The organism is Ketobacter sp. (assembly GCF_003671495.1).
In the GTDB taxonomy this organism is placed as follows: Bacteria; Pseudomonadota; Gammaproteobacteria; order Pseudomonadales; family Ketobacteraceae; genus Ketobacter.
This window is the reverse complement of sequence record NZ_RCHN01000029.1, coordinates 1-24,624: the sequence shown is the minus strand read 5'-3', so window position 1 is coordinate 24,624 and position 24,624 is coordinate 1. Positions and strand designations below refer to the sequence as shown.

Genomic DNA, 24,624 nt, shown 5'->3' with positions numbered 1-24,624 from the left:
CTTATGGATCGTTCTCAGTCGCTCAAAGTCTTTACCATATAGATATTTCTACTTACCCGCAAGTTATATTACTTTTAAGTAAGTAGAAAAAGCGTGACTATCCTCTATGGGTTCTATAAATTCCCAATGAACATGAATAAAACACATTATCCAGACAGGAAGGCAGCAGTAGAACGTGAAACACGCCAGTACCCGAACCCGACGCACCGCCCCCAAAGCCGAACGCACCAAGGCATCCATACTCTCTGTCGCTGAAAACTATTTTTCGAAACTGGGCTTTGCCGCCACCCGACTGGAGGATATTGCCGATGAACTGGGCATGACCCGGGCTGCATTGTTTTATCACTTCAAGGATAAGCAAATGCTGTACGACGCCATGGTAGCGGAAGCCTTCAGCGCGTTGAACGAACGCCTGGAGGCGATCCTGGGCTCGGAAAGTAAAACCGTGGTGGAGCGGTTGGAGCTGGCCATTGATGCCTGGGTGGATTCTGTGGTGTCACGGCCGAACCTGGCACGCCTGATTCTGCGCTTTGTCGCCGACGGCACCGACCAACCCACCCAAAAGGTGTTTGTGAGCGACCAGCTGGTACCGGCAAAGTATTTTCAATTATTCCACGAAGGGCGGGAAAGCGGAGAGCTCAACCCGTTGCACGACGATCCCATCCATGTGGCCAGCACCATCCTCGGCACCACGGTATTTTATGTGGCAGCCCTCAGTGCGTTGTTGCCCAACCAGTTTGAGCCCCTGGAGCCGGAGCAAGTGGAAGTGCATCGACAAGAAACCCTGTACTCCGCCCGACGCCTGTTGGGCATCCAGACCAAAACCCGGCGCAAACGCAAATAGCCACCGTAGGGAATCCACCTCGGTAAATCAGGTGATAGTGCGATAGCGCTCCCGCAAGCGCTTTTTATCCGGCTTGCCCACCGGCGTTTGCGGAATCGCGTCGATAAACTCAATGGTTTTCGGCGCCTGGTAGGCGCCCTTACGGGCAATTACCCGTTCCCGCAATGCCTCAACAGATACGGACTTGCCTTCACGTAATACCACCAGTGCTGTGATCGCTTCGCCCCATTTTTCATGGGGCACCCCAATCACCGCCACCTGGGCTACCGCGGGATCTTCCGCAAGAATATCTTCCACTTCCCGTGGATACACATTGAAGCCTCCCGTCACAATCATGTCTTTGGTGCGATCAATGATTCTCAAAAAGCCGTCGCCATCCCGAATCGCAACATCGCCACTGTGCAGCCAACCACCGGCAAAGGCTTCCGCCGTTAATGTCGGATTGTCCCGATACCCATTCATCACCAGTGGTCCACGAATGCAAATTTCCCCCGGTTCACCATCGGGCACCGGCTGGTTGTTGGCGTCCAGTAAGGCCACGTGCAACCAGGGCACCGGGCGGCCACAACTGGCCAGTCGCAGCGGATCGTTAACATCATGCTCGTGCTTGCGCAGGATGGTGATGGCCATGGGCGCTTCCGCCTGACCATAAAACTGCATGAACACCGGACCTATGCGTTCGATGGCTTCTTTCAGGCGGGCAGGTGAGATGGCGGAAGCACCATAAAACACGGTTTCCAGACTGCTGAGATCAAATTCGTCGAAGCGGGGGTGATCCAGCAACGCGTAAATCATGGTGGGCACCAGCATGACACAGTTGATCTGATAATCCTGAATGGTCTGCAGCACCTGCACCGGATCAAATGCCGGTAACACCAACATGGTGCCGCCTTTCAACAGGGTAGGCAGGAACATGGCCGCACCGGCGTGACTGAGGGGCGTGCAGGACAGAAATCGCAAAGGGGCCGGCCATTCCCACTCCGCCATCATGATCGATATCGTGGCCAGACCCGTGCGTTGCACACTGGCCAGGGCTTTCGGCTTGCCAGTAGTGCCGCCGGAATAGCCCAGGCGCAGAACATCGTCACCCGCCACCACCGGGGCCACCAGAGGTTGGGGTTCAAACTCACCCGCCAACGCCACCAGATCCGCGCCATGGCTACTGCTACCCAACGACAACAACTGGAGCCCGGGAACCTGTTCCGCCAACGCCCTTGCGCGATCCCCATAACGCGCCTCATCGAACACCAACACATCAATCTGCGCGTCCGTCACCACATGCAAATGATCGTCAAGTCCACCCAGCGGGTGCATTGGGACATAAATGGCAGCCAGGATCTGGATGGCGTTGGCAACCATCAACACTTCGGGGCGATTGGAGGAGAGCAATCCCACTCTGGAACCCTTGCTGTAACCCAGGCTGTGCAGGGCCTGGCAATAGCGGCTGGTAAGATCGCGAACATCGCCCACAGTGAGGCGATCACCACCCAGAATCTCAAGTAGGGGGCGATGCGGTTCCTGATTGAGGGCATTGACCAATAAATCCGGTGCGTATAACGGGCGGTGCAGGTGCTCCATGGGCCACTCCTTAAACCATCAACAGTGCTGTTTATTCAAAGCACTGCCATGTTACCTCAGAAGTGTTTGCTGTACATGATTTCAAACAGAATGAATTCCACTTTGGATTTAATATCCTGGCCCTGATAGGGTGCGAATACCACGTCATTGGGATTACATCCATTTCCCAGTTTGGCGGAGCAGGGTGGGTAATGGGTTTCAGAGGCAAAATAGCCGATGGCCACATCCAGATTGTCGTCGTCATCGAAGCGGTAGCCAAAGCCCACTGAATAGAGGTTGCCGTCGTTGATGGGAATAAACGCATTGGGTTCGTCATCCGGTACTGCGGAAGGGCGCTTCTCAAAGCCCATGCGCAAAGCCAGATTCTTGTTGTACTGATATTCGGTACCCATCCCCCAATAGGTCACGTCCTGCAGGTTCAGCTGGTACTCCACACCGTCACCGTACACGCCGTTTTTACCCCCGGTACCCAATTGATCCGCCAGCTCACCTAACTGCATGAGGGGAATGTCACGATCAAACTTGAAATTGAGTTTGCTGAAGGCAGACCACTCCGTCCAGCGTACGTCCACATTGTATTTCCACTTGGGTGTGATCTGCAGGCTCATACCAAAATTCCAGTGTTGTGGAATTTCGTAGGTGACATTGATCTTACCGCTGCCCTGGTTCGCTGTTTCCTCGGCGGTTGGCAGCTCATACCCCAATGCGCCGGCGGCCGCCACCACCAAAGGCCAGTCGTCCCCCCCCATGGCCGACAACAGCACCTCTTTAAAGTAGGGGCGGATCGGGAATTCGTAGTCGCCATCCATATCCACGTTGATATTGGAATTGTAGGATAAACCAAAGGTGATCCAGGGCTCGGGGCTCCACAACATGCCGACGTTGTAGCCGAGCACCAGATTCTGGTCCACCTCAAAGCGCAGATCGGTATAAACCGTATAAGGACTTACAGTGTTACACAGATCGATATCAGTGATGCCCTCAAGAGGGCCTTCGGGATTACAGAAATTCTCACTGATGAAATCAGAGCCGTAGAAGAACAGGGCCAGATGGGGTTCCCGTGCAGGAAGGTCAATTCCCATCCCGGAATAGTTGAAGTTGATGGAAAGGCCGATCTGAAATTCATCCGACACTTCAAAAGCAACACTGGGGGAGAAATAGGTGAGGAGAGTAAAGGCGCCGCGCTGTTGGAAGAAGCGCCCGGGATCATCATCGTCCCGGTGCACACCGTTCATCATAGGTGCATAGACGTTGGTGGCAAAGGTATAACGGCTACCCGGTGGAGTATAGGAGGCTCCCCCCATAAAACCACCGGCAAACGGCAGGTCCACCATCCCGCCCGGCAGCATCACCGTGGGTCCTTCAACTTCACTCTTGGTATTCAACGCCTCGTCGTAAAAATACGCTTCACCTTCCGGTGTCAGATTGCCATCCTCGTCGCTCCAGTACTGACTGTATTCATCGATCAATCCCTGCTGAAACTCCCCGTAATCCCCCAGCTCGTATTCTGTGGAAAAGATGCCATACACGAATTTCAGGTGCAGTTGGCGACCTTTAAGTCGGGTCAGGCCAGCTGGGTTGTAGTGGACGGAATCGATACTGGGCGGATCAGCGGTGACCGCGTGGCCAAGGGACAGTGCTTTCGGGTTACCGATGGTGAGGTTGTCGGTGAAAGATGCGTAAACTGATTGTGCAGTGCAAACCAGTATCAACGCAGCTAAATACTTCGTGATGCTCGCAACTGGGCACGGCGCCGAGGGCATTATAATTCTATAAATCATTTTTACGACTTTATATTTGTTATAGATTCGAAGGCGTTGTCATTGTCTGACAATCATTAATCCAATCTATCTGAAGGCTCAGTCGTAAGAAATGCTTCAGCGAGCTATATAAGTTGTCTACACACACCCCGGATTCAGGATGGCCTGATGATGGGGGAGACCACCGCACTGTCAAAGATTGCGGCTATTTTGTCAACGGGCATAGGATCTTTCTGTTTCAGCCACCACGCCAACAACTCAATGGTGCCACTGGTCACCAGGATAACACCCAGTTCCGCAGGTATGGTTTCATCACTGCCTTGCCAGGCCGCGGCCACCTGCAATGACAAGCGCACAAACTCATCCCGCAGCACGCTGGCGGCGCCGCCGGTCAGCAGGGTAGACCACAATGCGCGGTGTTCAGCCACATAACCGCACATGGCCAGGGCGGCTTCCCGGGAGTCGTTTGGACCCAGCACCGACAACGCCAGTTCAATCAGGTTCTGAATTTCGGCTGCGGCTATTTCATTGAGCAGCTCTTCTTTGCTGGGGTGATGACGAAAAAAAGTGGTGTAGCCGATGGCGGCTTCCGTGGCAATTTCACGCACGGTGATCTGGTCAAGGGGTTTCTGATCGAGCAAATTCAAAAACGCTTTGCGAATGGCTGCCCGTGTCTGGTGGACACGGGCATCTTTCGCTGTGGAATAGTCAGCTCGGTAAATCTTGCCTTGGGACATTTAACAGCTACCTGGATTCCGTAATCAGTCTTCGGGCGCAATTTCCAATGACAAACCACCCAAAGATTCCGACATCCGGATCTGGCAGCTCAGGCGAGAAACTTCCGGTTTGCGGTGCAGCGACCCATCCAACAGCATGTCTTCATCTTCACTGATGGGCGGCAGTTTTGCCATGAATTCAGGGTCAACGTACACGTGGCAAGTTGCGCAGGAGCAGCAACCTCCACATATGGCGTCCATACCGTCGATTCCGTTGTCCCGAATCACCTCCATCAAGGTTTGGTTTTCCTCCGCGTCGATTTCATGCTTGTCGCCGTCGCGGGTTGTAATGGTTATCAGGGGCATATTCTTACTCTCTTAACTGACTGGAGTGAAATCGATGTACAGGTCTTTCAGGGCACGCAGGGTATAGATCCCCTCATAGTTGAAACGACGTTCACCCGCAGGACCATGGTGCGCTTCCGAAAAGCGGATATCCTGCATACGATCCAGGATACGATTCAGGCTGGCCGTTACTTCCGCTTTCGCCAGGGGAGCACCCGCACAGGTATGGGCGCCACGGCCAAAGCCAAGGTGTTTGCGCGCATTGGGGCGATTCAGAATTACTTCTGTGGGCGCTTCAAATTCACGGGGATCACGGTTACAGGCTCCGTACAACAGTGCCACATGGGTGCCAGCTTTGATTTCAACGCCACCGACCGTGGTGGTTTTGACCGCCAGGCGGTGGGCACATTTCACCGGCCCTTCGTAACGCACCACTTCCTCGATGAACGCAGGAATCAGAGAACGGTCATTTCGAACCTGTTCCTGCAGTTCGGGATTCTCGCAGAATACCCGTAGGCAGGCACCCAAAAGACGTGCAGTGGTATCCTGGCCGGCACCGAACAGGAAAGCGGCAATCCATACCAGATCATAGACCTCAGGCGTGGAGCCATCGGGGAATTTCGCCTGGGCAAACTGGCTCAGGATATCCCCTTTTGGCGATTCGCGACGCTCTGCCAGGTATTGACCAAAGTACTCAAACAGGAAGCTCATTCCCAACACCTGGGAGTCTTCGTAGCTGACTTCCTCACCCACAACCCCCGGCGGTGGCCCCAGCTTTTCACAGAAAGTGATGCGATCGTCCTCAGGAATACCCAGCAGATCAGCAATGACCAACGTCGCAAAGGGCGTGGCATAGGAAGCAATCAGATCACAGTGGCCTTTATCGGCAGAATCATCCAACAACGTGTCGGCCAGGCTCCACATGTATTCTTCGTTCGCTTTCAGGCGGGAAGGGGTGAACAGGTTCATCATCAAAGAGCGGTGATTGGCATGCTCTTTACCGTCTTTACACACCACCAGGCCAGTGGCAATCAATTCGTCACGATGTTCGTCCAACTGCTCGCCGATATCATCACCTTCCGGCTCCCAGGGCAGATCGGGCAGCGGCCCTGTGGCCGCATTGGCCGAGGAAAACGCTTTGGGATCGTTGAGAATCTCAATCGCCTCTGCGTAACCGGTGACGGCCAGTACATTTCGATGGGGCAGACGGGCAATGGGGCCCTGGCTGCGCAGGTATTCGAAATAGGGAAACGGGTTTTCAATCAGGGATGAGTCAGTATAAAAATCTACCGTTGCAAAATCGGTCATGGTTCCCTCTCTTCTCTTCTTTTTGGGCTCATTAGGGCTTATTCGACGCTACCGTCATTTGGATTTCAGCAATCGCTGCTGTAAGCGGGTGCGCAACCTACAACAAAGATATGAAACTATGTGTTTCATATTAATTCGATGCGGTGGAAAGTCAATACATCATGTTTTGAATTTTTTGTTATCAAGACGTGCGCGCCGGAGCCATACCCTTTCCCGGCAAAGCGATTCAACCCATTGAAAATGTTTATAAAAGCGATTGGATCGCCGCCACCAGCCGAAGTGGGTGATCCACCATAAGGTGGTGACCCGCCGCGGGAATAATGATGAGCTGACCAGCCTGGGGGAAATGGGCTAAGACCCGGGCCGGTTTATCATCGACATTCAGGAAGCTGTTCTCCCCATAAATCATGTCGATGTGCACAGCGGCAGCACGGAGGATGTCCGCATCTTCGATTTCACCCACATTAACGATGTTAGGGTCCGCTTTCCAATGCCAGCCTTGGGCGCTTTGCGCGCAGGAATGATAGGCGATGTAACGCACCAGGGCAGGGTGATAATCGGGTTGCGGGGGCACCAGGCGGAAGCGGGCCATACAGGCTTCACGGGATTCGCTGAGTTTGTGTTGCCCTTTGGGCACCAGGCGCCGGATGAGTGGTTCCGGTGGCAGCCTCACATTGGAATCCACCACAATCCCATGACTGAAACGCTGCGGCGCCATCCCCATGGCGCGTATGGCCTGGGCACCACCAAAACTGTGGCCGACAATGCACACCGGAGCCAGATGATTGTGTTCGATGCAGGCAATTATGGCGCGGGCGAAGCCATCATCCACGTATTGCCGCGGTGGCTCACTGTCACCAAACCCTGGCAGGTCTATGGCAGCAACGCGATAGTTCGGCAGAAAAAAGGGCGCCAGAAAACTCCACCAATGAGCGTGCGCGCCAAAGCCATGGATCAACAATAACACGGGCAGATCCGTGCGTTGCCAGTTCCAGGTCAGCATATGTACCCGATGGTCGTCCACCTGGGTATATACCGATTGCCCCGGCTGCTGAATATTTTCCAACAGCCACTCAGGCGCGTCATGCAACGATAACGCCGGTAGCTCCATATGTACTCCTACTGCTTTCGCTGCTGTCCGGCCCGGCTCTAGAAGTGCTGACTGAAACCCAATTCGAACAACATCACTTCGACTTTAGTCTTGATATCCTGACCAGTATAAACCGGGTACACCACGTTGTAAGGATTGCAGGCATTACCCAACTGAGCGCTACAAGGTGGGAAGTGGGTTTCGGATTTCATATAACCGAAGGCAAAATCGATGTGCCGCTGTTCCGGCAGGTCATAACCAAAGCCCACGGAATACAACTTGGCGTCGTTCATTGGAATGAAGGCATTTGGGGCATCGTCAGGCACCGCAGACGGCCGATCTTCAAATCCCGCACGTAACACCAGGTTCTGACTGTAGCGATACTCGGTACCAAACCCCCAATAGCCCACATCCTGCAATCCCAGTTTGTAGGCCACTTCATCCGGACTGATGCCATTCCTGGCACCGTTAGCCACCTGATCGGCCACACTGCCCCACATCAGCAGGGGAACGTCGATACCGAACTTCAGGTTGATGTCACTGAATGCGGACCATTCCGTCCAACGATAATCCACGTTCACTTTCCAATTGGGGGTCACCTGCAGGCTCATACCGACATTCCAGCGTTGTGGCACCTGGTATGAAACGGTGAGCGGGCCTTCAGCGTCTACCGCCGTCTGCTCAGCGGTGGGTAGTTTCACGCCCAGGGCGCCCAGACCATTGACCACCACTTCCTCCCAACCGGGGCTGCTCTGAAGGTTAATCAAAAAAGTCTTGAAAGGATCGTGAATCGGGAAAGCGAACTCACCGTCCATCTCCACGTCCACAGCGGAGTTATAGGAAAGTCCGAAGGACAACCAGGGCTGGGGTTCCCACAGCAAACCGAAGTTGTAACCCAGCACAATGTTCTGATCCACTTCAAACCTCAGCTCACCGAATTGAGTATAGGGTGGCACTTCAGTGGTACAGACATCAATGCCCAGGCTATTGGGTACAAAGGTGCCATCTTCACCGATCTCGCAAAAACCTTCACGCTCCATGGGATCACCCGGGTTTTCACCGGGAATACCGGTAATGGTGGGTGACCCCAATAAGAAGATGGCTTCGTGCGGCTCCCGGATGGGCAATTCCATCCCCATACCGGAATAGTTGAAGTTGATGGAGACGCCCATGGAGAGTTCATCTGAAAACTCGTAGGCAATGGTGGGGGAGAAGTAGGTAATGAGTGTGAAGGCAACCCGCTGTTGAGCAAACCGGCCCGGGTCGTCATCGGAACGGTGGAAACCGTTCATCAACGGTGCGTACACATTTGTACCGAAGGTGAAACGACTTCCTGGTGGGTTGTAGGATGCTCCACCGGCAACCCCGGCCCCAATGGGCAGATCCACCATGCCGCCCGGCAACATTAGCGTGGGCCCACCTTCCGACTCACTCTTTGTGTTTAACACCGGGTCATACGCGTATTCGTCGTAAGGCCGCTTGCCATAAAGGTAGTTTCCGTTGTCATCCCGATAGGCGTCATCGTATTGGGCGCGATAATTTTCAATCAGGTCAGTGGTGTAGTCCCCGTATTCGCCTAGTTCCATTTCGGTAGAGAACACGCCGACTATCCCTTTTAGGAACATCTGTCGACCTTTCAAGCGGGTCAATCCAGCGGGATTAAAATGAATGGAATCAATGTCGGGTGGATCAGCAGTCACAGCATGACCCAGGGCCAGTGCTTTGGGATTTCCGATGGTGATACTGTCAGTGAACGAAGCCAGCGCCAATTGGGAAAAACCCAACGCTCCCAGAAAAAGACCGGGCTTTAACTTCGCATACTTTTTACTTGGGTAAGTAGTTAAACCAGTTTCGTACTTCATGGGAATTTTCTTTGTAATTGTTTTTATTGAACAGCTAAACCGGCAAACCAAAAATCCATGTCGAGCTGACTTGTTTCAATTCAATCTATCTGATTGGGGAGGCAGTAGCAATAGACCAAAGCCGCATAATCAACTCAATCAGATTAATTTTTTCGATCAACATTTCATATGTTGAATCACCCACAATCCGGTTCATTATCTTGAACATATTGTCCGGTTTTTCAGCCTATTGAAGACATCGATGGGGTTAAAATCAGGGGCTTGGAAGGCGCCCTTCATTTTTAAATCATGCTTGGGGTCCTGGGCACAACCGGCTCTTACAATGTATGAAATTTGTAACGTCAAAACGAAAGCATTTTGGTTCTCTGTCTGGACGACATCAAAGCACTACTCACACCCCAATCAGAATCCTAAAAAGGGGTCGAGCCAACGCTGGGTTCGCATCCAATTGCGAGGCTTTTTAACCTCGTTCGTTCGGTATGTTGAAGCCTACAAAGATCGGTGCAGTGGAATTATTGTAAACAGAACAGCGTTGGTTTACTGTTGTAGACCAACGCGCCAAGGAAGCATATCCAGGCAGCGCAAAACACCTGAGAAGGTTGTCATAACCATAATAAAATCAGGCCACGCAATTCGCATGTTGGCGGTTCATCTAAGCAACCAGCCTTAATCGCTGAACCCGCAAAAGCAACTATGCCAAGAACAGCAACACAGCGTGCCTGAATTCCCAATGAGGAAAGTGGCCCCATGCAAACCAAAGATCAACTCATCTGTTTGTGGCTAGTGCCATTTTTCGGCCTGGCATTTCTGTTTGCCTTCTGGAACGCCAATGGTTTCTTTCCTCCCATGTCACCCACCATGACTGCCGAAGAGGTAGCTACCTTCTATCAAGACAATCTCGCAAGCATTCGCTCCAGCATGATCCTTTGCAACATCATCGGGTTGTCTCTGGTGCCTTTCTATATGGTGATCATCGTGCAGATGATGAGAATGGTGCATGCCAGCCGGGTATTCTCTTACTCGTACCTTATCGCAGTGGTGAACGGTGGCACGATGTTCGCCCTGGCAGATCTGGCATGGCTGAATGCAGCGTTTCGCCCGGATCGCGATCCCCAGCTGACCATGCTATTGAACGACCTGGCCTGGTTCGCGTTTATCACACCGGTAGGTTTTTTCATTGTGCAGAATTTCTGTCTGGCCATGGCCATTCTGTTCGACAAAAGTGCGCAACCGGTATTCCCCCGATGGGTCGCCCATTTTAATATCGTAACGGCGCTGCTGGTGGCCCCCAGTGCCTGTGCGCTCATTTATAAAACCGGCCCCCTGGCCTGGGATGGCGCCATCAGTTTCTGGCTGCACATGACAACCTATGTCTGCTACGTTGCCGTCATGTTTATCGTTACCCGTGCAGCCGTCATCCGGCAGGCCACTGAATCCAGCACACATCCACAAACCTGGCAGGAGCAAGCCGCATGAACAGCGCAGCGGTTCCCGCATCGCCGGGCATCGACCTGAGTAAACCCCGAATGCTGAGCAACCCAAAACTGGATCAATGGATCTGCTTTTGGTCTATCCCCGTATTCTATGTTTTATTCGGGATCATCTTCGTGATCTTCGGGCGCATAATGCCCCCACCCACACCAGCCATGGCCACTGCCGATATCGTGGCATTCATGACCTCGCCTTACCTGTCCATCGCTGTGGTTCTGTTGGCAATGTCACTGGGCATCTATGCCTTGAACTCTGGCCTCATGCTGACGCAAATGAAAAGAATGGAAGGGGTCAGCCCAGTGCTACGCTACGGATATATCGCCGTTCTGGGCGTCGGAGGCTTACCGGGTTGCCTGTTCCCCGGATACATGTTCGCCCTGGGAGCGTTTCGGCCTGAATACGATGCGCATATCCAGGTCATGTTGTACGAATTGGGGTTCCTGTGTTTCGTGGGCTCACTGGGGTGCTTCATCATCCAATACACCCTGTTTGCGATCGCGGTTTTTCTGGATAAGCGGCAGCTGTTTCCCAAGTGGTTGGCATACTTCAGCATCTGGACTCTGGTGACAGAGTTGGTGGCAGCGCCGGTCTTCATTACCCAGACCGGGCCTTTCGCCTGGGATGGTCTACTGGCGTTCTACCAAGGAACGATCATCTGGGTTGCCTGGCAAACCTGTCTTACGTTCTACCTGTTCAAAGCCATCAAAGAACAGCCCATTGAAGAACTCGGTTTGCCCATGCGACCTAATGAGCTGTAGTGCAGCGTAACGAATCAGGTAGCTATCCATTATGAGCAACAGCAGCTTCACCTACGAACAAGCCTCTCAATTCACAGAGCATCTTCAGGGGCCATCCGGCAGCGCTCCCGACAAACCCATTGCCCGTGTACCCGGTCAGGCCGCTATGTGGTTCTTCGTTGTGGGCGACCTCTGGATTTTTACGTGCTATTTTGCCTGCTACGCCTACGATCGGGCACAGGAGCCCATGGCCTTCCTGCAAGGCCAACTCTCCCTGAGTCAGGATCTGGGTGCATTCAACACCGTACTGTTGCTCACCAGCTCGCTGCTGGTAGCCTTGTGTCTTAAAGCCACACGCAAGCAGCAGCACACCCAGGCCCGGCAATTATTGCTGATGGGGGGCACATTGGGAGTCTGCTTTCTGCTGATTAAAGCGGCGGAGTGGTATGTCAAAATTGAGGCCGGGCTGCCGGTAATGAGCGGTCAGTTCTTTATTTATTACTTCATGTTTACCGGGCTGCATTTTATGCACGTATCCCTTGGCCTTGTCATTCTGACCCTGGTTTATCTTGAGTTAAAAAAAGCCACAGCGGGTAACTTAGCCATGGTGGAAGCGGGCGCCGTGTACTGGCATATGGTTGACCTGCTTTGGATTATTATCTTTGCCTTACTGTATTTAATGTGAGAGGAAAGGGCACCCATGAATCCATTTCGCAATCTCAGCCTGTTTCAGAATCGGCTAACCCACGTCTGGGCCTTCCTGGTCGCCACCACCCTGGCATCCTGGTGGCTGGGTGGCAGTGCGCACCGGATAATGGAAGGCGCACTCGCACAGGAGCGCTTTACCACCACCAGTATCATCATCGCCATTGCGATCATTAAAATGCGATTGGTGATCTGGCATTTTATGGAAGTCAAAGCATGCCCTCGATGGCTGCGCTGGACCTGTGACGCATGGTTACTGTCTGTCGCAATTATTGTGCTTGGACTGTATCGATTTGCTTAAACATCCGGGTAGAACACCCGGAACACGAAGTGGAGGACAACCGATGGAAGTAGCGATCATCACCGGAGCCGGTAGTGGTATCGGGCTGGAGACGGCCAAAATGCTGCACCAAAATGGCATGGCCATTGTGGGTGTGGGCCGTGATCAAAACAAACTGGCGAACCTGGAAAAGGAAATCAACGATCCTGAACGACTACTGACCCTGTCGGTGGACATCACCACCGATGACGCACCCCAAACCATTGTCACAGCGACATTGGAACGCTTCGGCCAGATTAACTACCTGGTAAACAACGCCGGGATTGGCAGCCCAAAACCGCTGCATGAAACCGACGACGCCACCCTGGATCATTTTCTTGGCATCATGCTGCGCGCCCCTTTTCGGCTGGCCCGCGATGTGATTGTGCACATGAAACCGGGCTCCGCCATTGTCAATGTAACTTCCACATTCGCAGTGATTGGGGGGCGCCGGGGGGGAGCCTATTCCGCTGCCAAAGGGGGATTGACTTCGCTGACACAACATATGGCCTGTGAATATGGACCACAAGGGATTCGTTCCAACTGTGTTGCTCCCGGAGTGACCATGACCGATATGGTGCGCGAGCGTTTCAATGACAAGGGATTCCGACGGATGCAGGTGGACATGACCCCCTATCCCAGATTGGGGGAGACCGAGGATGTGGCCAGCACCATCGCATTTTTATGCTCGAAGGGTTCCGAATTCATCAATGGCCAGACCATAGTGGTGGATGGTGGTTGGTCCAGCACCAAATACCTGTCGCCCGATGCCATCAACGCCGGCGACTGACCCATGCTTTCCCGCGTCAGACACAATTTTATCCTCTCACTGTGCGCAGCATGGTTTTGCTGCGCCGCCAGTGCAACAGAAACTCACAGTAACGATGGTAGTGCAATGAGCCTTTCACCTAAACAACAACGCAATCTGGAAATCCTGCAAACCATGGCGGCCAATGGCATCAAAGGCAACTGGGACATCGTGCGCCCTTTTGTGGATGACAATCTGGAAATGATCATGCCGGAAGGCCTGCCATACGGTAAAACCTTTCACGGCTGGGACGGCTATCGGGAAGGGTTGGCCGCCTTGGGCTTCTGGACGGAGCTGAGCTTTACACCGGGTGAAATGGTGCCAACGGAGGACAAGGTCATCTATCTTTCCCATTTGAACGCAAAGATCAAGAGCAACGGAAAAGCAGTGTCGCAGCCTTATGTGGCGGTGTGGGAAATCAAAAATGAGAAGGTGGTGAAGATAACGGCGTTTTACTTTGATACGAAGCAAATCGCTGACCTGGCGTCCCAATAGCCCAGGCGGAACCGCATTGAAACCCCGAGCATAACTCCGGGGTTCCAATGCGCGGTTTATCAGGCGAAAGGTTCTTCACCTTGCAACTTGGTCCGAATCATCAGACGACCGCTGTTGGGATCGTAAGGTGTAGCGCGATGCATGGTGCCGGTGTTATCCCAGATTACACAGTCACCCACTGACCATTTATGGCTGTACACAAACTGGGGCTGGGTGGCCCATTCACGCAAACGTACCAACAACTGGGTGCTGTCCCGGGCACTCAAGCCTTCCACATGATGGGCGGTACAACCAATTACCAGCGATTTGCGCCCTGACCGGTGCTTCCATACCAAAGGCAGCACGCGCTCGCCGATGGACATCATTTCCTTGGTTTTCGCCAGGCTCGGCTCAGGATCGTAATAGAATAGGGAAGTCCAGGCCGAGTGCATGACTTTCATGGTTTCAAACTGTTCTTTGTCTTCATCCGAGAGCTGCTCCCAGGCTGCATAAGTATTGCAGAACTCCGTATTGCCACCGGTGGGCGCCAACACCTTGCCACTCAGGATGGATGCCAGAATGGGTACTTCATTCATGGTCCCGTCCAGGTGCCAATACATGGACCCCTTCAAATAATCGGCTCTTGAATTGGCCTTGGTATCCAGAGTGACCTTATAGGTAGGCTCGCCCGCCATCTCTGGTGCCAGATTCCCGAGGGTTTCGGTGAACTGGATTTGTTCCTCATCGGTAAAGTTGATTTTGGGAAAAACCAGAACGCCGCGCTGTTCCAGAAGATCCCGCAGGTCCGATGCATGCTCACCACTGAGCAACTCATCCTTACTGAGGTGAACCTGGCTGCCGATAAAGGGACTGATTTCTGATGACTTCAATTTTTCTTGGATAACGGCTGACATAATTGCAATCCTTCTTTATTTTCACTGGTACACATTCTTTGTGCAAAGCAGAAGCTCTGGTACTTGGATCAGGATGACGTACTGAACATTCTCGCTCTGACTTCCGGCGCCATTGGATCCAGACAGGCCTCAAAGGGCACACCAAAAGATTTAAATGCCATTGCCAACACCTCGTAACACCCAACCGTGAATACGATGTCGATCATTTGCTCGGTGGTAAACTCATCGCTGAGGGCACTCCAGGTGGTCGAATTCACACAGGCATCACGAACCAGATCATCGGCCGCGCGCAACAGGTTGGCGTCCACCTCATTCCAGGTGGTGGCTTCGGGACCATCCTGGATAGCGGCAATTTCCGCCTCCGTCAGGCCGGCCCGCAATCCCAGGACCACATGTTGTTGAAATTCATATTCGGACTGGCGCAACCAGCTCACCCGCAGGATCAACAGCTCACAGATACGCTTGGACAGTTTGTTGTCTTTCGCTATGTGGTTGTTGAACGTCAGGAAGGCTTTTGCCAGGGCAGGGTGGTTCAACATGGCACCCACACCATTCATGCCACGGGCCTCTCCAGCCTCCCAATTATTCAGAATAAAGTCGCGCCCGGCTGGAAAGGCGCTGACTGCATCGTGCATGTCCGGGCTCCAGTCTGAAGGTAACAACGGAGGAATTCGGGGTGAGGACTCATTCTGCATAGGGGTATTCTGCTCGTACCTGATGAAGTCTGTTTTTATTAATAGTACCACCCGGTACTATAATAATAAAGCTGAAAATCCGGTGAACAACCGGTTATTCCCTTGCGCATTTCAACTGGTTGAACAGCTCTGGTTCGCCCCTGAAAAAACGCCTTTAAGCAGCCTGCAAGGGCGAGGCCTCTACGGGTGAATCGGCTGAATCTTCGCTTGCATGCTGGTACTCTGACTTACGATTGCGATCCACGATCAGCAGAATGACAGGCAGCAGAACCACATCCAGAACGAACGCCGCAACCAGAATAACAGCGGTTACCTGACCCAGAGCGCTGTTAATAATAATCTTTGAGGTGCCAAGCACACCAAATCCACTGGCCAATACCGCGGTGGTCATGAACAAGGCGGAACCCACCTGGCGGAAGGTGGTGCGAATGGCCTGCTCGGCATCACCCAGGTGATCCTTGAGTGCCTTTTGATACTTCACCAAAAAATGCACCGTATCATCCACCACAATGCCGATGGTGATAATGGCGACGCAGGTAAGACCCAAGCCCACGCTGCCGGAATATAAATACCAGATTCCAAACCCGAACGTGGCCGGAACAATATTCGGAATCAAACTGATGAGCCCATAGCGCAAAGAGCGCAGCAGCAACAGCATCACCATGGAAATCAGGACCAGCGCTATGGCGGACCCCTCCAGCGAGTTGGTCAGACTGTGAATGGTCAGATTGGACCAGATCGTGGAGATGGCGCTGTTGCGTGCCTGCATGTGTGGCGGCAGGTTTTGTTGCTCCCACTCCCAGATGCGTTCATCCAGCGCGATGTCGGTTTTGGTATCAAGTGAAGGCATGCTGGCCGACAGCAGCGTACGCCGTCGATCCGGTGTCACCTGCGCCCCCAGATCCAACCCGAAGGGTAATGACATTTCGTACATCAACACGTATTGCGCAATCAGCTGACGATCATCCGGGATTCGATAATAGGCCGGGTCGTCGTTGTGCATGCTTTTATTCAGATTCTTTATGACATCTGAAAAGGTATGAACCGCGTTGACCTCCGGTTGCTGCCGCAGAAACTCGGCGAACTCATCGAGCTTTTTCAGATATCCGGGGTCAAAAATGCCGTTTTCCGCGCCTGAGTCCACGTCGAAGTTATTGATATACAGCGCACCAAAGTGCTCATCAATGAGGCTGGTATCGCTGCGAAAAACATGGGGTTTATGCAGGGTTTCCGTCAGGCGGTCATTGAGGTCGTTCATGAAGCTCAGGCCCACCATAAGTACGGATAAAGCTGACATGAACAACAACACCAGATACTTGCGCCGGATCAGCAGGTCCGCCAGTCGATCCATGACCCGGTCGATCACAAACTCGCTGGTCTGGTGCGCTTTGAACGGCAGCAGCATCACCAATGCCGGCAACATGGTCAACGACAACAGCCAGGCCATGGCCGAACCAATGGCCGCAGCATTACCCAGATCCGCCGCCGGTGGCAGATCATTGGTGTTCAGGCTCAAAAACCCAATCAAGGTGGTCAGTGTGGTTACGGTTACGGCAAAGAAGTTGATGCGCAGGCTGGAGGCAATAGCCTGTAGCTTATCCTGGGTTTGCAGCTCCTTGAACAGCTGGGTGAATATATGAATACAGTGCGCAACCGCCACCGTGATACTGATGATCACCGCATTCACCGACAATACCGAAAAGGTAATACCCAACCAGGACGCGATCCCCAAAGCCCCCACAGCGGAAAAAAATGCCACCCCGAACGACACCAATACGGTGGAGACACTGCGCAAGAGCAACCCCAGCACCAGGAACATAAGGCCAAACATCACAGGAATCATGAACGTCATATCCTTACGGGCCACTTCCGAGCTGTAGACCGTACTTAACAGACTGCCGGTGGCGGCGATCTCGATATTGGGATACTTCTGTTCTATGGATTCATACAATTCGATACTGCGACGCAGAAGATCAGCGCCTTCGCCGGTTTGCGTCTGCTCCGATGTCAGGGTCAGAGACAAGATCACGGCCGCGTGCTTTCCATCCCTGGATACCAGGCGGTTAACAATATCCAGCTCCCGCAGTGCTACCGCCTGGCGTTCCGCCAGCAACTGAGGATCTTCCATCACGGGTTCGCCGAAGATGTCCTCGACAAACAGCTCGTCATCATAGCTGTAGGTGTACTGATAGTTGCTCAGGGAATCCACCCGGCGCACATAGGGTAACTCCCACGCCTTATCGGTCAGCTCCTGAATCGCCTGCAGGCTGTTGGGGTCCATGATGCTGCCCTCACTGGCAGACAACATCAGGAATATCTTCAAATCGCTGCCATAGGTTTCCTCCAGCGCTTCAAAGCGGGCATAGGAAGGGTTGTCTGACGAGAAAAAAGCGCGGGGCGAGCCGTCAAACTTGAAGTGTTGGAAGCCGGCCATGGCAAAGCCCAACAACAACAGCGAACCCAGAAAAAACAACCAGCGAAAACGAATCAACACATTGATTAATGATGGCATCCGACTAATTCCGCCCCTCACGGGGTATATTATTTTTATGAATCAAATTACGATAACACCGCTATATTAATAAACACAACTGTTGATTATTATGTAATATATGGCTGAGTTTCATTCGCGTTGGGGAACCCACCCTGACACGCCGAATTTTCTCCGTCAGATGGGTGCTTGGACACGCCTCTGAAATACAAATATAACGTTTAAATACAACAAGATAATTAACTATCGCCGGATAAGGATTAACACCATGAGCCATACCCTGGATATCGGAATCAGTGGGCCTATTGCGACCATTCGCTTTGCCAACCCACCCTCCAATTTCGCCACGGTAGGCCTGATCAGTGCCATCGCCGATGCCCTGGAACAGGTGGATCAGGCAGCGGAGGTGAGGGTCATTCTGCTGGTGGCCGACGGCAAGGTCTTTTGCGCCGGTGCCGATCTGGTGTCTGAAAACGGCTTTGGTGCCAACAGTGATGATCCACTGCGGGAGTTCTACGATCAGGTGGTCCGGCTATTTCATAACAAAAAACCCATTATTGCCGTAGTGCAGGGGGCCGCCATTGGCGCAGGTCTGGGGCTGGCCGTGGCCGCCGATTTCCGGATTGCCTCTCCGAATGCCCGCTTCTCCGCCAACTTCGTCAAGCTTGGATTTCATCCCGGGTTTGGGCTTACCCACACTTTACCCAGGCTCATCGGCCAGCAGCGGGCACTTGAAGCGTTCCTCTCCGGTAACCGATACCGCGCTGAAGAAGCGTTGCAGTGGGGACTGGTGGACCGGGTATCGACCGACCACGATTCCCTGCTGGACTGTGCGCTGGCGTTCGCCCAGCAGATCGCTGAAAACGCCCCCCTGGGATTGCTTGCCACCCGCGAAACGCTCCGTGGCGACCTGGCGCGGGAAGTAGAGGAGGCCATCCTGCGGGAACACTCAGAACAGCTCAAGCTACAGAAAACGGAAGACTTTGCTGAAGGGATACGGGCAGTGACCGAACGGCGCCCCGGCCACTTCAAAGGCCAATAACGATAACTGAAACAATAATAATGAACAGTGAGGGAAATCCGGTATGAACTCAACGCAGAGCGCAATGCAGGAATGGCGTGGATTCTGGTTTCTGCCGATCGCAGCGGGATTGGGCTATGCCACAGCCACCATGTATGTGTATTCCATGGGGCCTTTTATTGCCCCCATCCAGGCTGAATTTCAATGGAGCCGGGCGCAAATCGCGTCAGGCATCACCATCGCCGCGTTTTTCAGCGCCATATTCGGTATCCCGATGGGCATGCTGGTGGACCGCATCGGGCCACGCATCGTGGGTTTGGTGGGAGCGGCCCTCATGTGCGGTTGTTTCGCCCTGATCGGTACCGCCACCGGCGACAAGACCAACTGGATAATCCTGTGGGGCTGTTTGGCGGTGTCCACCTTGTGGGTTCAGGCCACAGTCTGGACCAGTGCGGTCAACAGTCGCTTTCATACATCGAGAGGCCTGGCACTGGCCATTACGCTGTCGGGCGCGTCCTTTGCGGCGGCGGTGTTTCCGGTCATTGCCACAGCCCTGATTGAAAAACTCGGCTGGCGCATGGCGTATATGACCATGGGCGGACTCTGGTTCATCCTGGTGTTCCCCATCCTTCTGTTCGGGTTTCGCGGCGCTCAGGATGGCAAACGCAACAAAATCACCGATGCGGATCTCACGCCGGCAACACCATTGACGGGCGTCAGCCTGCAGCAGGGCCTGCGCTCGCCGGCGCTTTATAAACTGGTCGCGGCAGCGGGGTTTTTCACCTTTACGGCGGTGGGCATCGTGGTGCACTTTGTCCCCATCCTTACGGATCGCGGCGCTGATCCTTTATCCGCCGCCAGCGTGGCATCATTAATCGGCATCTTCTCCATAGTCGGTCGCCTTGGCACCGGATTTTTGCTGGACCGTTTTCCCGGCTATCTGGTGGGTGCATTTGCGTTCCTGATCCCGATTGTGGCCTGTGCGCTGTTGATTTACGATGGCGCCAACCCCGTAAGCCAATCCATCGCTGCCGCCATTTTTGGACTGACGCTGGGCTCGGAAGTGGATGTCATCGCGTATCTGGCAGCAAAGTATTTTGGCCTGAAACACTTCGGTGCTTTGTACGGTGCGATGGTGATGGCGTTATCCCTGGGTACCGCCTTTGGCCCGCTGGGGGCAGGCGCCGTATTCGACGCCTATCAAAGCTATGAACCCTTCCTGATCCTCACCGCCGTATTAATGGGGTTGAGCGCCTTGGCGCTGCTCAGCCTGCATTCCGTTCCGGATGTGAATCAACTCAAACTGGAACAGGCCAGCTGAATGAACAAAGTGGCATAGGGAAACCAACATGAGCGATCTGGCAATCATAACCGGCGGAGCAGGCGGAATGGGCCTGGCCTGCGCTAAAATTTTGGGCCGGGATCATCAGCTGATCATTTGCGATATCAGCCAGGAAAAGTTAACCCAGGCAGCGAACGAACTGAAAAGCTTGGGTATCCAATGCGCCACTCGGGTGTGTGATATTACGGATCAGCAGGCTGTGCAACAGCTCTTTCACGATGCAGCAAAAATGACTGAACAAAAAGGGGCGGGAGAGGGCACTTTACGCTGTGTGGTCCATACTGCGGGGATCAGTCCTCAGATGGCGGACCCGTTGACGATCCTGAGAGTCAACACCCTCGGCACCATTCATATTACAGAGGCTGCACTCGCCCTGGCCGGACCAGGCTTTGCCCTGGTGAATGTCGCTTCCATGGCTGGGCATCTGCTGCCTAACATCATGATTCCAACCCGGGCCTTTCGTTTGGCCTTCACCAATCAAACAAAATTCATCCACAAGCTGCTGTTCCCCTGCCAACTGATGCCCAAGCCCCTGTACCGAAACGGACTGGCCTATGCCATCAGCAAAACCTTTGTGATCTGGTACTGCAAGCGTATGGCCGGGAAGTTTGGCGACAGGAATGCAAGAATACTGTCGGTGTCACCCGGTAGCTTCGATACCCAGATGGGGCGACTGGAAGAGAAAAGTGGGTCTGCGGATATGCTCGAAAACGCAGCCCTCAAGCGTTTTGGAAAGGTCGAGGAAATTGCGGAACTGCTCGCGTTCTGTGCCAGCGATAAAGCCAGCTACCTGACCGGCACCGACATCCTGTGTGACGGTGGTGTAGTCGCAGCACGTATAAAATAGGGTCTCGCATAGAGTAGGGTAGAGCAACGTATATGGACCTGATGGGAAAAGTAGTAGTGGTAACCGGTGGCGGCAACGGCATAGGCCAGCAGATTGTACTGGCGCTGTTGAACAAAAATGCCATCGTCGCAGCGGCTGACATTAATCTGGATGGACTGAATGACACCCAGACCAAGGCCGGATCACTTGGCACCCGACTGAGCCTGCATCAAACCGATATATCCAGCCGTGAGTCAGTGCAAAAACTCTGTAATGAGGTAACGCACAAGCACCAACATGTGGATGTCATTATCAATAACGCCGGCGTCATTCATCCTTTTGTTCCGGTAAGCGACCTGGACGATGCAGTGATCAACAAAGTCATCAACGTCAATCTGTTCGGCGCCATCAACATGACAAAAGTGTTCCTACCTGTGCTGTTGAGTCGCCCGGTGGCCCATATCGTGAACATATCCAGCATGGGGGGATTATTTGCCTTCCCCAAACAAACCATCTACGGCGCCAGCAAAGCAGCCGTAAAACTCCTAAGCGAAGGGCTCTATGCCGAACTGAAGCAAACCAACGTAGGAGTCACTGTGGTTTTTCCCGGTGCGGTCAAAACCAACATCACCAAGAACTGTGACTCGCATCCGGTCGCCCTCGACAAATTCGAGCGATTCCACCCCGGGATGTCACCCCAAATCACGGCCCAGCGCATTGTCACGGCGATCGAGAAAAACACCTTCAGATTGCACATCGGGGCAGACTCCCGCTTGTTGAGCCTGGTGTACCGCCTGGCACCCAACTTTGCCATTAACCTACTGGCCAAAGTAATGCGAATGGCCATGGATGGATAAGCAAACGTGACTGATATGACTGAAATCGAATCGCCACAGCGCAACTTCTGTTTTGATTTACACCTGAACTCCATTCTGGTGACACCGGAACGCTGCATTATGACAGCGCCTTTAAGCAGGGAAATTCGGGCGGACGACCATCTCAGTGCCAGGCTGGGCGTTCTGGCGACGATGCTCGATGTAGCGGGTTCCGATCCGGTACTGGCTGCGTGGAGCCCGGATTGGACAGCCACACAGGACCTTTCGGTACACCGCATTGCCCCCATACAGCAGGGCCCGATTGTGGTGGATGCCAAGACTGCGCGCCTCGGGAAACGTGTCATTTTCGTCAGCGCCGACCTGTATGACGGAAACGGCATCACGGACATACCAACCTTACAGGAGGCCATTGATCACCGGAGTAGCGCCCGGACCGTACCAACCCTCGCAGCCAAAGGCCTGATAACATTCATCAGAATCCCCAGAACCGGGGCCAGCGGCGTAGACAGCTACGATCCGAATCTTTGGGTGGGCAAGTTAAAGAAAAGAGCGGCTGACCGCCATAACCCGGAGTTCCTCAATGAACGCCTTGGCATCGACGTGATAGAAGCTGAAGCCGGCATCGTGGAAATCGCCAACAATCCCTACGTGGCCAACAGCATCGGGACCATCAATGGCGGCGTACAGGCCATCACTGTAGAGGCCGCTGCAGAAGCCCTGTGCCCACACCGGATCGCGGTGGACCTGCAAATGCACTTTCTGTCACAACTCAAAGCGGGCCCGGCACGAACCCGATGCACTCTGGTACGGGAAGCCACGGACCATAGCATTGTGGAAGTGCACCTGGTGGATACCGCGGCGGGTGACAAGTTGCTGGCCAGGGCGTTGGTTACGCTAATGTGAGGGTTTGAGGGCAAGATATGCTATTTAACATAATATATATTATGCGGAATTGGAATGTAGAAATGATATAGAAATGTCACTGGTTAGTTTTTTAGAAATGTCCCTCCTTGTAGTCTATCAGGTCCCCCCTGGCACAGACACACGGAGGCCCAACCGTGACGATCTATACCATGACAGAACCCGAACTCTCCAAATTCCAGGTCATCCAGCAACTCAGTGAAGGCAAGCTCACACGACGTCAGGCTGGCGAGTTATTGCACCTCAGCATCCGTCAGATCCAGCGCCTGCATAATCGCTACCGCAACCAGGGTATCGCTGGTTTGGTGTCCCAGAAACGCGGCCAGCCCAGTAACCGCAGCTATCCAGATGCGTTCAAGCAATACGTGCTGTACCTGGTGAAAGCCCAATACACCGACTTTGGTCCGACTCTGGCCTGTGAGAAGCTGGCAGAACTCCATAACCTGCATGTGTCCGTCTCCACCTTGCGCAGCTGGATGGTGGAAGCCGAGATCTGGACCACCCGCAAAGCGGCTGCGAAACGGGTTTACCAACCCCGCTATCGCCGGGAGTGTTTTGGTGAGCTGATTCAAATCGATGGCTCCGATCACTATTGGTTCGAAGATCGCGTTCCCAAGTGCACGCTACTGGTGTTCATCGACGATGCCACCAGCCAGCTGATGGAACTGCGCTTTTGTCCCAGTGAAACCACCTTCGACTACTTCCAAGCGACCAAACGTTACCTGGAAACCTACGGCAAACCGGTGGCGTTTTACAGTGACAAACACTCCATATTCCGGGTCAACAAACCCGATCCCACCACCGGGTCTGGCATGACGCAGTTTGGCCGAGCCCTCCAGGACCTCAACATTGACATCATCTGTGCCAACACCTCCCAAGCCAAAGGCCGGGTGGAACGGGCTAATCGAACCCTGCAGGATCGTCTGGTGAAAGAACTGCGACTCAGGGACATCAGTGACATCGATGCCGGTAATCAATACCTGCCGGAATTCAGGCAGGCTTTCAACCAGCGCTTTGCCAAAGTGCCCTTCAACGATAAAGATCTGCACCGACCGTTGAACCAATTCGATGACCTGGAGGATGCACTGACCTGGCAGGTAGAACGGACCGTTAGCAACAGCCTCACAGTACAATATGATCGCGTGGTGTATCTGTTGGAACCCAACGACCTCACGTTGGGATTGAAGCGCAAGAAAGTTAGAATCTACGATTATCCGGATGGCACCATCGAGATCCGCTACGATGGACACCCTCTTCCCTACTCCATCTTTGACAAGGTCCAGGAAATAACGCCGACCGAGATTGTGAACAACAAACGACTTGGGGTGGTTTTACAGTACGCCCAAGAGAAACAGAAAGAGATTGGCTACAAGCGCAGCCAACATGCACCGAGTAGAAAGGGCCAGGCACATGAGGCCAGGAAATTAAATCCGGCAGCTCGTCAAACAGGGCCTACATAGCACCCTCCATAAAGCCACTCACAGATTCTAGTACCCTAGGCATATCTTCCTTATGAGGAACATGTCCGCAATTTGGAATAA

General features: G+C 53.4%; 23 protein-coding genes. 13 read left to right on the top strand and 10 right to left on the bottom strand.

Annotated features, from left to right (window positions below; translation table 11 throughout):
* The first annotated feature begins 175 nt into the window (after positions 1-175).
* Positions 176-844, top strand: coding sequence for a TetR/AcrR family transcriptional regulator (locus D9N14_RS14445; RefSeq protein ID WP_290580902.1), 669 nt, complete (start codon positions 176-178; stop codon positions 842-844).
* Positions 845-871: 27 nt separating this feature from the next.
* Here D9N14_RS14445 and D9N14_RS14440 read toward each other — a convergent pair whose 3' ends face one another.
* From D9N14_RS14440 to D9N14_RS14410, 7 genes are all read right to left on the bottom strand, one after another.
* Complete coding sequence (locus tag D9N14_RS14440; protein WP_290580900.1) at positions 872-2,422, bottom strand: AMP-binding protein; 1,551 nt, start codon at positions 2,420-2,422, stop codon at positions 872-874.
* A gap of 56 nt (positions 2,423-2,478) precedes the next feature.
* Positions 2,479-4,134 carry an OmpP1/FadL family transporter gene (locus tag D9N14_RS14435; RefSeq protein WP_290580898.1) on the bottom strand — a complete coding sequence of 552 codons (1,656 nt, stop codon included), beginning with the start codon at positions 4,132-4,134 and terminating at the stop codon, positions 2,479-2,481.
* A gap of 203 nt (positions 4,135-4,337) precedes the next feature.
* Positions 4,338-4,919, bottom strand: coding sequence for a TetR/AcrR family transcriptional regulator (locus D9N14_RS14430; RefSeq protein ID WP_290580896.1), 582 nt, complete (start codon positions 4,917-4,919; stop codon positions 4,338-4,340).
* Positions 4,920-4,943: 24 nt separating this feature from the next.
* A complete protein-coding gene (locus D9N14_RS14425; protein ID WP_290580894.1) occupies positions 4,944-5,264 on the bottom strand; it encodes a 2Fe-2S iron-sulfur cluster-binding protein in 321 nt (106 codons plus the stop codon).
* Positions 5,265-5,276: 12 nt separating this feature from the next.
* Positions 5,277-6,551 carry a cytochrome P450 gene (locus D9N14_RS14420; RefSeq protein WP_290580892.1) on the bottom strand — a complete coding sequence of 425 codons (1,275 nt, stop codon included), beginning with the start codon at positions 6,549-6,551 and terminating at the stop codon, positions 5,277-5,279.
* Between the two features lie 244 nt (positions 6,552-6,795).
* Positions 6,796-7,662, bottom strand: a complete 867-nt coding sequence (locus D9N14_RS14415) for an alpha/beta fold hydrolase (protein WP_290580889.1) — start codon at positions 7,660-7,662, stop codon at positions 6,796-6,798.
* A 38-nt stretch (positions 7,663-7,700) separates the two neighbouring features.
* Positions 7,701-9,503: an OmpP1/FadL family transporter gene (locus tag D9N14_RS14410; protein ID WP_290580887.1), complete on the bottom strand. Its 1,803-nt coding sequence runs from the start codon at positions 9,501-9,503 to the stop codon at positions 7,701-7,703.
* Between the two features lie 747 nt (positions 9,504-10,250).
* On the opposite strand from D9N14_RS14410, the gene D9N14_RS14405 reads away from it, so the two are divergent.
* From D9N14_RS14405 to D9N14_RS14380, 6 genes are all read left to right on the top strand, one after another.
* The gene (locus tag D9N14_RS14405; RefSeq protein WP_290580885.1) at positions 10,251-10,979 is read left to right on the top strand and encodes a hypothetical protein; all 729 of its coding nucleotides are present in this window, start codon (positions 10,251-10,253) and stop codon (positions 10,977-10,979) included.
* Positions 10,976-11,752: a hypothetical protein gene (locus D9N14_RS14400; RefSeq protein WP_290580883.1), complete on the top strand. Its 777-nt coding sequence runs from the start codon at positions 10,976-10,978 to the stop codon at positions 11,750-11,752. The genes D9N14_RS14405 and D9N14_RS14400 overlap by 4 nt, the downstream gene beginning before the upstream one ends.
* Positions 11,753-11,783: 31 nt before the next feature.
* Complete coding sequence (locus D9N14_RS14395; RefSeq protein WP_290580881.1) at positions 11,784-12,416, top strand: cytochrome c oxidase subunit 3; 633 nt, start codon at positions 11,784-11,786, stop codon at positions 12,414-12,416.
* 15 nt (positions 12,417-12,431) lie between these two features.
* A complete protein-coding gene (locus D9N14_RS14390) occupies positions 12,432-12,737 on the top strand; it encodes a cytochrome C oxidase subunit IV family protein (RefSeq protein ID WP_290580879.1) in 306 nt (101 codons plus the stop codon).
* A 43-nt stretch (positions 12,738-12,780) separates the two neighbouring features.
* Complete coding sequence (locus D9N14_RS14385) at positions 12,781-13,545, top strand: SDR family NAD(P)-dependent oxidoreductase (RefSeq protein WP_290580877.1); 765 nt, start codon at positions 12,781-12,783, stop codon at positions 13,543-13,545.
* A 105-nt stretch (positions 13,546-13,650) separates the two neighbouring features.
* On the top strand, positions 13,651-14,058 hold the full coding sequence (locus D9N14_RS14380) for a nuclear transport factor 2 family protein (RefSeq protein WP_290580875.1): 408 nt from the start codon (positions 13,651-13,653) through the stop codon (positions 14,056-14,058).
* A 59-nt stretch (positions 14,059-14,117) separates the two neighbouring features.
* On the opposite strand, the gene D9N14_RS14375 is transcribed toward D9N14_RS14380, so the two are convergent.
* The 3 genes from D9N14_RS14375 to D9N14_RS14365 form a co-directional block, all read right to left on the bottom strand.
* Entirely contained in the window at positions 14,118-14,951 is an 834-nt protein-coding gene (locus D9N14_RS14375; RefSeq protein ID WP_290580873.1) for a TauD/TfdA dioxygenase family protein, read from the bottom strand.
* A 68-nt stretch (positions 14,952-15,019) separates the two neighbouring features.
* The gene (locus D9N14_RS14370) at positions 15,020-15,586 is read right to left on the bottom strand and encodes a carboxymuconolactone decarboxylase family protein (RefSeq protein WP_290580871.1); all 567 of its coding nucleotides are present in this window, start codon (positions 15,584-15,586) and stop codon (positions 15,020-15,022) included.
* 214 nt (positions 15,587-15,800) lie between these two features.
* Complete coding sequence (locus tag D9N14_RS14365) at positions 15,801-18,158, bottom strand: efflux RND transporter permease subunit (RefSeq protein ID WP_290580868.1); 2,358 nt, start codon at positions 18,156-18,158, stop codon at positions 15,801-15,803.
* Positions 18,159-18,405: 247 nt separating this feature from the next.
* On the opposite strand from D9N14_RS14365, the gene D9N14_RS14360 reads away from it, so the two are divergent.
* The 6 genes from D9N14_RS14360 to D9N14_RS14335 all read left to right on the top strand — a co-directional run bounded on the left by D9N14_RS14360 (position 18,406) and on the right by D9N14_RS14335 (position 24,543).
* Positions 18,406-19,179, top strand: coding sequence for an enoyl-CoA hydratase/isomerase family protein (locus D9N14_RS14360; RefSeq protein WP_290580866.1), 774 nt, complete (start codon positions 18,406-18,408; stop codon positions 19,177-19,179).
* 43 nt (positions 19,180-19,222) lie between these two features.
* The gene (locus D9N14_RS14355; RefSeq protein WP_290580864.1) at positions 19,223-20,479 is read left to right on the top strand and encodes an MFS transporter; all 1,257 of its coding nucleotides are present in this window, start codon (positions 19,223-19,225) and stop codon (positions 20,477-20,479) included.
* 28 nt (positions 20,480-20,507) lie between these two features.
* Positions 20,508-21,347, top strand: a complete 840-nt coding sequence (locus D9N14_RS14350; protein ID WP_290580862.1) for an SDR family oxidoreductase — start codon at positions 20,508-20,510, stop codon at positions 21,345-21,347.
* A 32-nt stretch (positions 21,348-21,379) separates the two neighbouring features.
* Entirely contained in the window at positions 21,380-22,183 is an 804-nt protein-coding gene (locus tag D9N14_RS14345) for an SDR family NAD(P)-dependent oxidoreductase (RefSeq protein WP_290580860.1), read from the top strand.
* Positions 22,184-22,198: 15 nt separating this feature from the next.
* Complete coding sequence (locus D9N14_RS14340; RefSeq protein ID WP_290580858.1) at positions 22,199-23,065, top strand: acyl-CoA thioesterase domain-containing protein; 867 nt, start codon at positions 22,199-22,201, stop codon at positions 23,063-23,065.
* 170 nt (positions 23,066-23,235) lie between these two features.
* Positions 23,236-24,543 (top strand): ISNCY family transposase, encoded by a 1,308-nt coding sequence (locus D9N14_RS14335; RefSeq protein WP_290580856.1) that lies wholly within the window; start codon positions 23,236-23,238, stop codon positions 24,541-24,543.
* Positions 24,544-24,624: the final 81 nt, after the last annotated feature.